The organism is Thalassotalea litorea (assembly GCF_043642205.1).
GTDB classification, from domain to species: Bacteria; Pseudomonadota; Gammaproteobacteria; order Enterobacterales; family Alteromonadaceae; genus Thalassotalea_A; species Thalassotalea_A litorea.
This window is the reverse complement of the sequence record NZ_JBHZSG010000037.1, coordinates 1-14,594: the sequence shown is the minus strand read 5'-3', so window position 1 is coordinate 14,594 and position 14,594 is coordinate 1. Positions and strand designations below refer to the sequence as shown.

The 14,594-nt window shown below is 45.4% G+C and carries 15 protein-coding genes; 2 read left to right on the top strand and 13 right to left on the bottom strand.

What is annotated here, in order from left to right:
• Positions 1-22: 22 nt before the first annotated feature.
• The 11 genes from nrdR to trmJ form a co-directional block, all read right to left on the bottom strand.
• Positions 23-484, bottom strand: a complete 462-nt coding sequence (nrdR, locus tag ACHUFQ_RS13665) for a transcriptional regulator NrdR (protein WP_394176354.1) — start codon at positions 482-484, stop codon at positions 23-25.
• Between the two features lie 118 nt (positions 485-602).
• Entirely contained in the window at positions 603-1,859 is a 1,257-nt protein-coding gene (gene glyA / locus ACHUFQ_RS13660) for a serine hydroxymethyltransferase (protein ID WP_394176352.1), read from the bottom strand.
• A gap of 210 nt (positions 1,860-2,069) precedes the next feature.
• On the bottom strand, positions 2,070-2,408 hold the full coding sequence (fdx, locus tag ACHUFQ_RS13655; RefSeq protein WP_394176351.1) for an ISC system 2Fe-2S type ferredoxin: 339 nt from the start codon (positions 2,406-2,408) through the stop codon (positions 2,070-2,072).
• Positions 2,409-2,410: 2 nt separating this feature from the next.
• Entirely contained in the window at positions 2,411-4,273 is a 1,863-nt protein-coding gene (gene hscA / locus ACHUFQ_RS13650) for a Fe-S protein assembly chaperone HscA (RefSeq protein WP_394176350.1), read from the bottom strand.
• Positions 4,274-4,289: 16 nt separating this feature from the next.
• The gene (gene hscB / locus ACHUFQ_RS13645) at positions 4,290-4,817 is read right to left on the bottom strand and encodes a co-chaperone HscB (RefSeq protein WP_394176349.1); all 528 of its coding nucleotides are present in this window, start codon (positions 4,815-4,817) and stop codon (positions 4,290-4,292) included.
• 26 nt (positions 4,818-4,843) lie between these two features.
• A complete protein-coding gene (gene iscA / locus ACHUFQ_RS13640) occupies positions 4,844-5,167 on the bottom strand; it encodes an iron-sulfur cluster assembly protein IscA (protein ID WP_394176347.1) in 324 nt (107 codons plus the stop codon).
• A 13-nt stretch (positions 5,168-5,180) separates the two neighbouring features.
• Positions 5,181-5,564: a Fe-S cluster assembly scaffold IscU gene (gene iscU, locus ACHUFQ_RS13635; RefSeq protein WP_394176345.1), complete on the bottom strand. Its 384-nt coding sequence runs from the start codon at positions 5,562-5,564 to the stop codon at positions 5,181-5,183.
• Positions 5,565-5,589: 25 nt separating this feature from the next.
• The gene (locus ACHUFQ_RS13630; RefSeq protein WP_394176343.1) at positions 5,590-6,804 is read right to left on the bottom strand and encodes an IscS subfamily cysteine desulfurase; all 1,215 of its coding nucleotides are present in this window, start codon (positions 6,802-6,804) and stop codon (positions 5,590-5,592) included.
• 28 nt (positions 6,805-6,832) lie between these two features.
• Positions 6,833-7,339 (bottom strand): Fe-S cluster assembly transcriptional regulator IscR, encoded by a 507-nt coding sequence (iscR, locus tag ACHUFQ_RS13625; RefSeq protein WP_394176341.1) that lies wholly within the window; start codon positions 7,337-7,339, stop codon positions 6,833-6,835.
• Positions 7,340-7,518: 179 nt separating this feature from the next.
• A complete protein-coding gene (gene cysE, locus ACHUFQ_RS13620; RefSeq protein ID WP_394176339.1) occupies positions 7,519-8,322 on the bottom strand; it encodes a serine O-acetyltransferase in 804 nt (267 codons plus the stop codon).
• Positions 8,323-8,356: 34 nt separating this feature from the next.
• Positions 8,357-9,142, bottom strand: a complete 786-nt coding sequence (trmJ, locus tag ACHUFQ_RS13615) for a tRNA (cytosine(32)/uridine(32)-2'-O)-methyltransferase TrmJ (protein WP_394176337.1) — start codon at positions 9,140-9,142, stop codon at positions 8,357-8,359.
• Between the two features lie 394 nt (positions 9,143-9,536).
• On the opposite strand from trmJ, the gene suhB reads away from it, so the two are divergent.
• Positions 9,537-10,343, top strand: a complete 807-nt coding sequence (gene suhB / locus ACHUFQ_RS13610) for an inositol-1-monophosphatase (RefSeq protein ID WP_394176335.1) — start codon at positions 9,537-9,539, stop codon at positions 10,341-10,343.
• A gap of 87 nt (positions 10,344-10,430) precedes the next feature.
• Here suhB and ACHUFQ_RS13605 read toward each other — a convergent pair whose 3' ends face one another.
• Together ACHUFQ_RS13605 and ACHUFQ_RS13600 are read right to left on the bottom strand one after the other, a co-directional pair.
• Positions 10,431-11,807: a M24 family metallopeptidase gene (locus tag ACHUFQ_RS13605; RefSeq protein ID WP_394176333.1), complete on the bottom strand. Its 1,377-nt coding sequence runs from the start codon at positions 11,805-11,807 to the stop codon at positions 10,431-10,433.
• Complete coding sequence (locus tag ACHUFQ_RS13600) at positions 11,807-13,225, bottom strand: M28 family peptidase (RefSeq protein ID WP_394176331.1); 1,419 nt, start codon at positions 13,223-13,225, stop codon at positions 11,807-11,809. The genes ACHUFQ_RS13605 and ACHUFQ_RS13600 overlap by 1 nt, the downstream gene beginning before the upstream one ends.
• A 427-nt stretch (positions 13,226-13,652) precedes the next feature.
• Between ACHUFQ_RS13600 and cobA the strand changes: the two genes are divergently transcribed.
• On the top strand, positions 13,653-14,507 hold the full coding sequence (gene cobA / locus ACHUFQ_RS13595; protein WP_394176329.1) for a uroporphyrinogen-III C-methyltransferase: 855 nt from the start codon (positions 13,653-13,655) through the stop codon (positions 14,505-14,507).
• Positions 14,508-14,594 lie beyond the last annotated feature (87 nt).

Genomic DNA, 14,594 nt, shown 5'->3' with positions numbered 1-14,594 from the left:
AACTGTGTTAATGCCTGTGTGATTAAGAATCGCCATTGTTACCAAGACGAGCAATTTCTTCGCCGAATTCCCGGATATCTTCAAACGAACGATAAACCGAAGCGAAACGAACGTAGGCAACTTTATCGAGTTTTTTCAACTCTTCCATAATAATATTACCTAACATTTCTGAGGATACTTCCCGCTCGCCGGTGGCACGTAACTTTGACATTACATGATTAATCGAGCCTTCTATTTCCTCAATACTCACCGGCCGTTTTTCCAGAGCGCGCAATAAACCACTGCGCAATTTGTCTTCATTAAAAGGCTCTCGGGAACCATCGCGCTTGATAATTCTCGGCATCACCAACTCTGCCGTTTCAAACGTCGTAAAACGTTCAGAGCAGTGCAGACACTGACGGCGACGGCGGATTTGATGGCCATCGGCAACCAATCTTGAATCAATCACTTTGGTGTCATTGGCAGAACAAAACGGGCAATGCATAGCTTTCCTCAGCAACGTTAATTATTGTTGATATGATAAGGGTAAACGGCAAAAAAAATGGCCGCTTAAGGCGACCATTTTAATCGAATCATCAACAGATTGCGATGGTTAGACCAGATTAAGCGTAAACTGGAAATTTCTCACAAAGTGCTTTAACTTTCTGTTGCACGTCAACAATGATGTTTTCATTGTTAATGTCATCAAGAATATCGCAGATCCAACCGGTTAGGTCGCGTGTTTCTGCTTCACCAAAACCACGACGAGTGATTGCTGGTGTACCCAAACGCAAGCCAGAAGTTACAAATGGTGAACGCGGATCGTTTGGTACCGAGTTTTTATTCACGGTGATGTGCGCTTTACCTAAAGCCGCATCGGCATCTTTACCAGTAATGTCTTTATCGATTAGATCAAGTAGCAACAAGTGGTTTTCCGTACCGTTAGACACCACCTTATAACCACGCTCCTGCAGGACAGCAACCATGGTTTTGGCGTTGTCCAATACCTTTTGCTGGTAGCCTTTAAATTCCGGCTCTAATGCTTCTTTAAAAGCAACCGCTTTTGCCGCGATGACATGCATCAAAGGACCACCCTGGCCACCAGGGAAAACCGCACTGTTTAATTTTTTATAGATGGTTTCATCATCACAACCAGAAACAATCAAGCCACCACGTGGGCCGGCCAATGTTTTGTGAGTTGTGGTGGTAACCACATGAGCGTGAGGCACTGGGTTTGGATATAAACCGGCAGCGACTAAACCGGCAACGTGCGCCATATCAACCATGAAATATGCATCGATTTTATCCGCAATTTCACGCATACGTGCCCAGTCAACGATACCAGAATAGGCAGAAAAGCCGCCGATTATCATTTCTGGCTTATGCTCTAGCGCTAAACGTTCAACTTCGTCATAGTCAATTTCACCAGTCTCCGGGTGTAGACCATACTGGATAGCTTCATAAAGTTTGCCAGAAAAATTCACGTGAGAACCATGTGTTAAATGGCCACCGTGCGCCAGGCTCATGCCCAACACTTTTGCACCAGGAGTAACAAGCGCTTGGAAAACCGCGGCGTTTGCCTGTGAACCTGCATGCGGTTGCACATTCGCGTAGGTTGCACCAAATAGTTCACACGCACGATCAATCGCCAATTGCTCAGCTTTATCAACATGCTCACAACCACCATAATAACGCTTACCCGGATAGCCTTCGGCGTATTTGTTGGTTAACTGTGAACCCTGAGCTTCCAGCACACGTGGGCTGGTATAGTTTTCAGATGCGATTAATTCGATATGCTGTTCCTGACGGACAACTTCATCAGCCATGGCCTGATACAATTCAGGATCAAAATCAGCAATATTCATATCACGAGTGAGCATGGTTATTCCTCTGTTTAAAGGTGAATTCTGAGCGTGCAGATTAATTTTTAGGCCGCTATTTTGCCTGAAGAATTCAGTGATGTATAGCGGCTATTCGAGCCAGTTGAGCTTTTCTGAGCAAATTTTTTCAGTCAGCACAAGCAGATGTGATAAGTTGCTCAAAATCAATGGCCTAATTAGATACCTTAGCGATATCTGATAATTGCCCGATTAATGGTTCTCACTCACCATATTCAGGGTATATTTAGGAATTTCCACGACTAAATCTTCATCGGCAATGACTGCCTGACAACCCAGACGCGACTCAGGGTCAAGGCCCCAGGCTTTATCAAGCATATCGTCTTCTAACTCATCGCTTTCTTCAAGTGAATCAAAGCCTTCACGAATAATCACGTGACATGTGGTACAGGCGCACGACTTTTCGCACGCATGCTCGATATCAATATCATTTTTTAACGCAACGTCCAGGACCGTTTGACCGCTATCACCGTCAAGTACGGCACCTTCTGGACATAATTCCTCGTGTGGAAGGAAAATAATTTTTGGCATGGTTAAACCTCGTCTACCGATTGCCCTGCCAATGCAGTCTTGATGGAAGAATCCATGCGACGCTCGGCAAAGCTGGCTGTAATGGTATCCACGTCTTTGATCGCTTGCTCTATCGCAGCAACGTCAGACGTATGACTAATATGTACTAAATCTTTCAGTGCTTTTTCTATCGCACTGCGTTCGTCACTCGATAGCAATTGCTCACCATCTTGCGCCAGAGCCGCTTCAATGCCTTCAACAACACGTGCCGCTTCTACTTGTTGCTCTTTGAGCATGCGCGCCTGAATATCATCTTTGGCATGGGTAACACTGTCCTGAAGCATCTTGATAATGTCACCATCTTCAAGGCCAAAGGAAGGTTTAACCTCAATTGATGCTTCAACGCCGGTGGATTTTTCCATCGCACTTACGCTTAACAAACCGTCGGCATCAACCTTGAAGGTAACCCGAATATGCGCGGCACCGGCAGTCATGGCCGGAATCCCCCGCAGCTCAAAACGCGCCAACGAACGACAATCTTCAACAAGTTCACGCTCACCTTGTAAGACATGAACCGCCATCGCCGTCTGGCCATCCTTGAACGTGGTAAATTCCTGAGCTTTTGCGACCGGTATCGTAGCATTACGAGGGATCACTTTTTCAACCAGGCCACCCATGGTTTCTAACCCTAAGGACAGTGGTGTCACATCCAGTAGCAACATATCGCTGTCTGGTTTGTTACCAGCAAGAACATCGGCTTGAATGGCGGCACCAATGGCGACAACTTTATCCGGATCAATCGACGTTAACGCCGGACGCTTAAAGTACTGACTCACTTGTTCCCGAACCAAAGGCACCCGCGTAGAACCACCGACCATAACGACTTCGTTGACTTCTTCAACCGTAACATTGGCATCTTTTAACGCGCGTCGACAAGCTCTTAAAGTTTTGCTTACCAGCGGCGCAATCAGCTCATTTAACTGAGCTTTTGTCATCGTTAAGGACAAGCTGTTTTGTTGATATTCTAGTGCAACATCAACGGCATCTTGTGAGGACAACAACTCTTTAGCTCGACAGGCCTGCTCGAGCAGTTGCCGTTCCATTTGATGGGAAAGTGGGCGGGTTAATTTGAACTGTTCTACCAGAAAGTCAACGATTACATTGTCAAAATCATCACCACCGAGTGCGGTATCGCCACCGGTAGATAACACCTCAAAAATGCCTTTATTTAAACGCAAAATAGAAATATCAAAGGTACCGCCGCCTAAATCATAAACGGCAATCACGCCTTCCTGACCGGAATCCAGGCCATAGGCAACGGCAGCTGCCGTCGGTTCATTCAGTAACCGCAGTACTTTTACCCCAGCTAACGTTGCCGCATCTTTGGTGCTTTGACGCTGCGCATCATCAAAATAGGCCGGAACCGTGATCACCACACCTTCGAGATCGCCACCTAATGCCAGTTTGGCTCTTTCAACCAGGCTAGAAAGTACCTGTGCCGAAACCTGAACTGGGTTGATATCACCGGCTACGGTAGCAATGCTAGGATGTGCTTTATCGCCCGTGAAAGTATAAGGTAAATTCGGATATTTTTGCTCAATGTCTTCTAACGAGCGACCAAGGAGTCGTTTGGCTGAAACAATGGTATTTTGTGGGTCAGAAATTGCCAGCGCTTTCGCGTCGCGTCCCACCAGCACTGAGTCTTTTTGATAATTGACAATCGACGGTAAGATATCCTCGCCTGCGCTGTCCGGTAGTGTTTTGGGTAAACCACTCTGGACACTGGCAACCAATGAATTGGTGGTACCTAAATCGATACCCGCGGCCAATCGATGTTGATGGGGAACCGTACTTTGTCCCGGTTCGGCAATTTGTAATAACGCCATAATCTGTTCTTAATCTTTAATCATCAAACAACGCGTCTTCGATGCGTTCGAGTTCAATATATAACTTATGATAAAACTTGAGTTTTCGCAGAGTTTCACCGGCCTGTTGATTCGCCACATCGGTTTGCGCATCTAACTGTTGCTCAAACTCCTGCCACAATTGTTTGCTCTGAATATCCAGACTTTCCTGGGCAGACATCAATGCCGCATCAACATCACTGGCGAATTTAATTTCCGCCAACATCTCTCGTAGCTCCATCTGCACCATCAGAAAATTAACATCCTGAAAGGATTGTTGCTCATTTGGAAGCTCGGCTCCCCGCTGTTGCAACAAATACTTGCCTCGTTGGATCGGATTTTTGAGCGTTTCGTAGGCATCATTGATTTGCGCAGATTTTTGCACTGCCAGCATTTGTTCCTGGCCAGAAGAATGCGCAAAACGGTCCGGGTGGACCGTTTTTTGTAATGCTTGATATGTGGTTGCAAGCGAGGTTAAATCAATCGAAAAATCGGCCTCTAAACCAAATAATTCAAAGTAATTCAATAGGAGTCACCATCGGTGGTTAAGCATTAAACGTTAAAGCTTTCCCCACAACCACATTCGCCTTTGGCATTCGGGTTTGTGAATTGGAAACCTTCGTTTAAGCCTTCTTTAACAAAATCCAGCTCAGTGCCATCAAGGTAAGCAAGAGACTTGCTGTCGATGATGATATTGACTTCATCGACCTCAAAGACTTCATCGTCAGCATTGATGTCGTCTACAAACTCAAGTACATAGGCAAGTCCTGAACAACCGGTGGTTTTAATCCCTAAACGCAATCCTATTCCTTTGCCACGATTGGCCAGAAATGATTTTACGCGTTCAGACGCTGCCGCCGTCATAGTTACAGCCATGATTTACTCCGGATTATGCTTTATTCTTTGCACGATAATCGTCGATAGCCGCTTTGATAGCGTCTTCGGCCAATATCGAACAGTGAATTTTTACCGGTGGTAAGGCTAATTCTTCGGCAATCGCCGTATTTTTAATTCCTGCTGCTTCATCGATAGACTTGCCTTTTACCCACTCCGTTACCAGAGAGCTTGAGGCAATTGCTGAACCACAACCGTAAGTTTTAAACTTGGCATCTTCAATAATGCCCTGCTCGTCAATTTTCAGTTGTAACTTCATCACGTCACCACAAGCGGGTGCGCCTACCATACCAGTGGCAACCTGCGGGTCATTCTTATCGAATGAACCAACGTTGCGTGGATTTTCATAATGATCAATAACTTTTTCGCTGTAAGCCATAATAAACCCCTTTCAGACACTAAACTTAGTGTGCTACCCACTCTACTTTGTCTAAATCTACACCGTCCTGGAACATTTCCCACAATGGCGACATATCACGTAAATGCGTAATTGCTTTGCGGATCAGCTCAATTGCATAATCCACTTCTTCTTCCGTGGTAAAACGTCCAAAACTGAATCGAATTGAACTGTGTGCCATCTCGTCGTTCAACCCTAAGGCGCGAAGAACATAAGATGGTTCTAAACTTGCTGAAGTACAGGCTGAACCTGAAGATACCGCTAAATCTTTCAATGCCATGATTAACGACTCACCTTCAACAAAGTTGAAACTGACGTTCAGATTGCCCGGATAACGCTGATCAAAATCACCATTAACGAATACCTGATCTAAATCTTTGATACCCGCCATTAACCGATCGCGCATGGCGATGACATGCTCAAGATCCTGTTGCATCTCTTCTTTGGCAATGCGACAGGCTTCACCCATCCCGACAATCTGATGGGTAGGCAATGTGCCACTGCGCATACCACGTTCGTGACCACCACCGTGCATTTGTGCTTCAAGACGAATACGTGGTTTACGACGCACGTACAATGCACCGATGCCTTTTGGACCGTACATTTTATGAGCCGAGAACGACATCAAATCAACTTTCATTTCCTGTAAATCGATTGGGATCTTGCCAGCACTTTGTGCCGCATCCACATGGAATACGATTTTACGGGCACGACATAAATCACCGATCGCAGCGATATCCTGGATAACGCCAATCTCGTTATTAACGTGCATAATACTTACCACAACCGTGTCATCACGCATTGCCGCTTCCAATTTGGCGAGATCTATCAATCCGTTCGATTCTGGATCCAGGTAAGTCACTTCAAAACCCTGACGCTCTAATTCGCGGCAAGTATCTAATACAGCTTTATGCTCGGTTTTTGCGGTGATAATGTGCTTGCCTTTTTTCTGATAAAAGCGAGCTGCACCTTTAATTGCCAGGTTATCGGATTCCGTCGCGCCGGACGTAAATACGATTTCGCGAGGATCGGCATTGATGAGGTCTGCAATCTGATTACGAGCGATATCAACCGCCTCTTCAGCCTGCCAGCCGAATTTGTGAGAGCGACTTGCCGGGTTACCATAAGTACCGTCAGTCGTAAGGAATTTCATCATGTTATCAGCAACACGCTTATCTACTGGTGTCGTTGCTGAATAGTCGAGATAAATTGGTAATTTCATTAATTTGCTGCCTCTAATAACGCTGGGGTTACCATTCGTTAATAATACTTCTGGTTGAAATCAAAGTGCCGACTTGCTTGTCTTCGCCATGCGTTGCATGTTCAAGATCCTGTCGTTGAGCTACTTTTTGAACATCACCCTGATTCACCAATTCGGACAAGGTGATACCGCTTAGAAAATCGGTAATACGATTGCTTAAATCACTCCACAGATTGTGGGTCAGACATTGATGCCCCCCCTGACAATTGCCTTTACCCAGGCACTTGGTGGCGTCGACACTTTCATCTACGGCGTGAATAACATCGGCGATAGCAATCTCGGCACTACAACGACCCAGACGATAACCGCCACCTGGACCTCTGACACTGCACACTAAGCCGTGTTTACGTAATCGAGAAAATAATTGCTCGAGGTATGACAAGGAAATGCCTTGTCGCTCAGAAATATCCGCCAATGGCACGGGCCCTTGCTCGGCATGAATGGCCACATCAAGCATTGCTGTTACCGCATATCGGCCTTTGGAAGTTAATTTCATCGTGTTACCTTTGAATTGCTGCAAACCTACTCGAAAACTAAATCTAATGTGAATAAGGCCTAATATTTAAAGCAAATTCAGCGTTAGAACGAGTATTGCAGCGCGCATTTTACTTATCCTAGTAAAATAGTCAACTAAATACCCTACCATTTTACTCGGGTATTTAGCTTACGGTCAAACTATATTTTAGGATCAAAAGAATCTTGGGCGGATTTACGACGTTCAGCGGCGGCTTTTTCATCTTCACTGAACTCTCTGACGTGCAACGGCGGCAGTTGATCTTCACTGACTTTGCCGCCGACATTATTGACGGCAATGGTCACTTCCTGAAGCTTACTATCCAGTAACTGCACGTGATCCAGCAATCGGCCAATAGCTTTGGCGACAGGATCTGGATTATCACTCGATACCGCGTAAGCATCAAAACCATATTTTTTTGCCATTTCGTGACGTTGCTGGAGTTTGGGGTCGTTGGTACTGACGATGCGCCCAGGTATGCCGACCACAGTTGCTCCTGCGGGCACATCTTTAACAACGACGGCATTGGAACCAATTCGGGCACCTTCACCAACATTGAGGGGACCTAATACCTTAGCACCGGCACCAATAACCACATTATTGCCTAATGTAGGATGGCGTTTGCCAGCATTCCAACTCGTACCACCTAAGGTAACACCATGATAAACGGTACAGTCATCACCAATTTCAGCGGTCTCGCCGATGACAATTCCCATCCCATGGTCGATAAAAAAGCGACGACCTATGGTTGCTCCGGGATGAATTTCAACACCGGTAATCCAGCGAAATAGCGTCGATAAAAAACGAGCCAACCAGCGCAGCTTATGCTCCCATAACCATTTGGTGAGGCAATGCCCCCAAATCGCGTGTAAACCGGGATAACTGAATAAAACTTCAAATGCATTGCGAGCCGCCGGATCGCGGTCAAATACACTATTTATATCTTCTTTTATTCGATCAAACATAAACCTTCCTGTAGTCCGCAAGACACGGACTCAATTAATCCTTATTCGTGTTGGCAACGGTTTTATCGATAGAGGCAAGAATGCCTCTTAACATTTTTAACTCTTTTCCATCGGGACGGGCACGATTAAATAAACGACGGACTTTGGTCATAATCAAGCCAGGATGCTTAGGAACAATAAAGCCGGTGCCTTCTAAGGCTTTTTCAAAATGCTGATAAAAACGCTCGGTTTCCTGCACCAACGGATATAGCGCCTCTGATTCAGCATCGTCAGCTTCAGCCAACGCTACTGAAGGGCTATCGACAACTTTTTGTGCTCGAGATTGTTCGAGATCATCAAGGTAGTTCATGCGAACTTCATAGCTTAATGTCTGCACCGCCATCGCCAGATTCAACGAGCTGTATTCCGGATTCGCCGGAATTGCCACATGGAAATGACAAAGCTGTAATTCGTCATTTGTCAGGCCACTACTTTCGCGGCCAAACACAAGCGCTACCGGGTATTGCTTGCCTTCTTCGACCATTTTGGCGCCACAATTGCGTGGTTCAAGCATCGGCCAGGGTAATGTGCGAGAGCGGGCGCTGGTGCCAACAACTAAACCACAATCGCTAATTGCTTCTTCCAACGTTGATACGACAGTGGCATTAGCCAGTACATCTGTCGCACCAGCGGCTAATGCCTGTGCCTGGCCATTTGGCATTTCAATCGGATCTACCAACACCAGATTAGATAATCCCATCGTTTTCATCGCCCGGGCGGCAGAACCAATATTACGACAATCGGATGTGTTCACTAACACAATTTTCACGTTTTCTAACATAGATTTAATCTAAATTTATCAGGCCATCAAATTTGCCGGCAATAGTACCACAAACCCGGCCAGGATTAAGGGGTTTTGCCATGAAATCTCATACCATGAGCTTCATCTATTGCGGACTCTATTCTATCTACTGTATTGAGATTTCTAAATAATAGTTGATTCTGGTTAATTTCATGTGGGTATAAGACGACGGTTATTTTACGGTACGACGTACCGCTGCGGATAGAGATAGCGCTGATACGATCGTTACAGTAAGCAATTTCAGATGAATTAAACTATAGTTTTGCCAGTTACAGACGCAATTTTAAGTGCTATTTTATTCGCAACGGGCAAGTCTTTCTGGTATGATGCGCGCCGCTTAAAATTGTTCTTTTAAAAATTGGGGTAGTCATCTATGCATCCGATGCTAAACATCGCTGTGCGCGCCGCGCGTAGTGCCGGTAACGTTATATCTCGCGCTTTTGAACAGCTTGATAAAGTTGAAATCGAAGCCAAAGGTAGTAACGATTTCGTTACCAATATTGATAAACAAGCTGAATCTGTCATTAAAGACATCATTCTTAAATCCTATCCAGATCATTCGATTATTGGTGAGGAAAGTGGGTTAATGTCAGGAGCCGACAGCGATTTTCAGTGGATTATCGATCCGCTTGATGGCACCACCAATTTTATTCGTGGCATCCCACATTTCGCCGTTTCTATTGCGCTTAAGGTCAAAGGAAAACTTGATCAGGCTGTGATCTATGATCCAATTCGCGGAGAATTATTCACCGCCAGCCGAGGCAAAGGCGCACAACTCAATAACGTTCGTATCCGCGTAAAAGGCGGTAAAGAGTTATCGGGCAGTATTTTAGCCACGGGTTTCCCTTTTAAACAAAAGCATAATACCGATGCCTACCTGGCGATGTTTAGTGATTTGTTCGCTAAAACCGCCGATATTCGTCGCGCCGGCAGTGCCGCTCTTGATTTGGCCTATGTTGCGGCAGGCCGCATGGACGGTTATTGGGAGCTTGGCCTTAAGCCTTGGGATACTGCGGCAGGTGAACTTATGGTCATCGAAGCTGGTGGATTGGTTTCCGACTTTGTTGGTGGTCACCAACATGGAACCAGTGGCAATATTGTTGCCGCCAACCCTCGTTTAACGAAAGAAATTTTAACCGATATTCGCCCGCACCTTACCCCGGCAATGAAAGCGAAATAAACGAATTTCTTAAAAAATAGAAAAAAGGGAACGCCTCGCCGTTCCCTTTTTTAATGGCACGTCTATACAGTCACAAAAGCTCGATGGCTATCTGACGAGAATTAATGATTCTTGTCGAGGGTAAAAATAACGTACTTGTTTACCATCAAACCAGGCATTTTCTTCGAGCATAATGCGAATTTCCCGCTGCCACTCTGGCATTAATGTTTTAACATTAAGTTCGATAGCATAGGCCGTATCACCGTGTAATGGCCATTCACCAGAACCTTGTAAAAATTCCTGATTATCCCACATACCAATGCTGGTTCCCGCATTGTGACCATAAGGTCCTATAGGGTGAGAATAGATTGTCGGCTGTAAACCTTTATCGATAGCCATCGCCCGCGCGTTGCTTAATATCTTATTTCCTGACATGCCTTGTTGAAACTGACTCGTCAGGATACTTTGCAACTGATTACCGACTTTCAGTGCTTGCTTAAGCCCGTCAGGCGCATCTTGTTCATTGTTTTTCAATACGTAGGCGTGTTGTTGAATGTCTGAATGTAAGCCCAGATAACTCAGGCCAAAATCTACATGCAACAGGTCGCCGTATTGAATCACAGAAGAGGTATCTGTTCCCGCCTTTCGTTGTATGGAAATGCTGGGTTGGAACCAGGTTTGTAATCCCAGATCGTCGGTGCGCTGCCTTAACCACCATATAACGTCGTCAGTTGTTGTTTTCCCGGGCACAATAACACGTGCTGAAAAAGCTTCTTGAATCATAGCTTTAGTAAGTTCAACCAATGTTTTGTAATGCGCTAATTCGGTTGCGGTTCTTGTTTCTAACCAAGATACCGCCAATGGCTCTGAAGAAATAATTTTATGATGTAGCGATTCCGGTAACTTATTTAACAATAGGCGTTTTTCGGTCGCCACAAGACCGTCAGCCAAACCAAAATCCAGCGATTCATTGATGGCAATATTGCGCACCTGATACTGTTTGATTAGCGCCGCCAGCGCCATATACTGATCCGATTGTGTCTTTTTGTCCCAGGCATTTTGATAAAATTCACCAATATCATACCGACCTAAGGTATATCGCTTTACGTTTCCGGCATTCACAGGATCGCGAACAAACACTAACATGGTGCGTCGTCTGGCATGCAGCCAATCCGAAGGCAACATGGTTTTAAGGATAGGATCTTCATTATATTCACGTGAAATGAGTAGCCACATATCAATGTTTTCGCGTGACATCAGCGCGGGCAATATACCCTGCAGACGTTCTTTTAATATCAAATCTTTAAGTTCAGCTTGATGTTTTACATTGGAAATATAGCTAACAGCCAACTCATCAACCCTATTGCTTTTTGTATCTCTGTGTTCATCTTGATATGCAATGCAATGGAAACTAACAGCCAAAGAAGCAACAACCGCCGCGATAAGGTTAACTACAGAGATTTCGAATTTTCGTACATTCATCATTAATAACCGCCAAATGAACCTGCAGGGCCAGGGAATACCACTGGTGATTCGAACCCGTCTTTGGAAACACTGGCAACGCCAAAGAAATAATTATCAATGACAATATTGTCCAGGGTGAAGGTATCAACATTACCGACGTAGCGACTGTGGGTCCATTGCGGCTCGGTTGTTAAGCGCCAATAAATTCGATATCCAGCCAAATTATCCGCCTGCGGCCCTTTATGTTTTGACCAGGAAAGTGTGGTTGAAGGTTGCACCGCACCTTGAATTTTAACGTCAGCAGGCGGAGCCGGTGCCCACGCCAAAGAGGCCATAGTCACGGCATTAAGTGATGTCAGCTTAGCGTTAAAATCAAAATCGACACCACTGAGCACATCCCCATAAATGCGGCCATTTTCGGTACGTAAATCCTGATGCTGACGATCGTAATGTTCATTCGTTTCCATGATTCGTACCGCTGGTAACCCTACCTGATTAAACGGACGATGATGTCCTCCGCGAGCAAACCTGTCGAGGCGATAGACCATCATGATATCCAAATTAGGAATGTATTTATCCGCGATGACATCAATGTATCGTGCCAGATTGCGTGATGGTGAATCGACTTCACCACCGGTAAACCGGCGTAATCTTGCTTCCTCGGCAGTCTCAACAACCCTTACCCCTTCAGAGAACACTCGGGCAGTGGTGTTGTCAATCACGCCATTGATCCCGGCGATGTTGCCAATCATGTCATTGTTAATCACAGCTTCCACGCGCCAACCATCTTGTCGGGCTTGTTCCGCCATAATTTTACCGCCAAATAATCCTTGCTCTTCTCCAGACAGAGCAGCATAAACCACCGTCGCATTGAATGTATACTGACTTAGCATACGAGCCGCTTCAATGACACCTGCAACGCCACTGGCATTATCATTTGCCCCAGGTGAATCGGATGTGAAATCCAAAGGGTCGGTGACCCTGGAATCAATATCACCGCTCATGACAATATATCGATTCGGATCCGTTACGCCTTTTTGAATGGCAATGATGTTAACCACATCGGTAGGCTCTGGGATCCGACTTTCTCCGGAAAATGTTTGTTTTTGCTCAATGACTTCAAGGCAACCACCACATTGCTCGGAAATCTTTTCAAATTCAGACTTTATCCAGCGACGAGCGGCACCAATACCTCGCGTATCCGATTGTGTTTCAGACAAGGTGTGACGGGTACCGAAACTGACCAGTTTGGTCACATCTTTGCGCAGGTTTTCCGCACTGGCAGATTTTTGAATATCCCTAAGTACCGGGTGTTCGGACGGTGGCACAACCATAGTTTCAGCAGCGTGTGCTGATACCGGCGAAAGTGATGTAAACATTAACGCTATCGTTAGCGGCACGGGACGAAATAAGTTGCTAATCGAGGTTTGTTTCAACATGGGTTTCCTTATTATTGTATTGGCGAGCTTTCGACCCCGTCACTGCAAAGGTATTGTTTGTATAGGCATGAGGTTTTAACTGTGAACCTGATCGGTTTCATATTGTGGCTTGTTGTTCGTCTCGAACACAAGCGACTCCATTCATAGACTCAGTGAGCGAAATCGCGAAATTTACGCCACTCCATCCTTACTGTTTTTTCAATGCAGTGCAACTCAGGGCAAACGTAAATCGGCAAGGCGTCTATTTCAGAGGATAAACGTCAGGTTATTGATGAAACATCGTTCAAGGTAAGCATTAGCGATGAACAGGTCGTTAACAGCGAACCACAAGAATAACTAAATGGAATATAAAATAGATATAAAATCGTTAGTGGTTATTAAAAATCCAGTTAAACTTAGCTCATATTAACTCTAGTGTCTGTGAATCATGCAACTACCAACGTCAAAATCCAATTTCAAACAAGGCGACATTGCCTTGATTGGTGCAGGTCCCGGCGATGCTGAACTGCTTACGATCAAAGCGTTGCGCTTTTTGCAAAATGCCGATGTGGTAGTCTATGACCGTTTGGTGTCAAAAGAGATCCTTGATCTGATACCAATACAGGCACGCCGTATTTATGTGGGTAAAGAACTCAACCGCCATAGCGTCCCGCAGGATAAAATTAACGAAACACTGGTTTCACTCGCAAATCAGCAATTGCGGGTGGCACGTTTAAAAGGCGGGGACAGTTTTATCTTTGGTCGTGGCTCAGAAGAGCTCAACTATATTTTAGAACAACAGGTGTCAGCGCATGTTATTCCCGGCATTACTGCGGCCTCAGGTTGCACAACGTATGCAGGGATCCCGTTGACTCACAGAGGCATTGCGCACAGTTGCAGTTTTATCACCGGACACTTTTCCAAAGACGGGGAATTGATCTTACCCTGGGAAAACTACATCGATAGTGGCCAAACACTGGTGTTCTATATGGGCATAAAGAGCTCCGGCATTATTGCCAGGCAATTGATTAAACATGGTCGCGCCGAATCGACCCCCGCGGCGATTATTCATAGCGGTACCCAGAACAACCAAAAAGTCTGGCGCACGACTTTATCAGGCCTTCCCGAGTTAATTACCAATAAACAGATAAAGTCGCCAAGTTTGTTGGTCATCGGCGATGTGGTTAATGCCGTATCTCTCGCTCACAGTGATATGAGTAATCTCAGCACCAGTCCATCGGCTCAGCTGCCAGGCGCTGCTTATTTTTCGGCATCACCACATGAGCTTGAGCAATCAGCATAACGGTTAACCTGATTATACCAATCACATTAAGTTTGTGCACAACTCAGAGTTAGGGCAGAGGTTCAGTTACAACATAGATTTTATTGA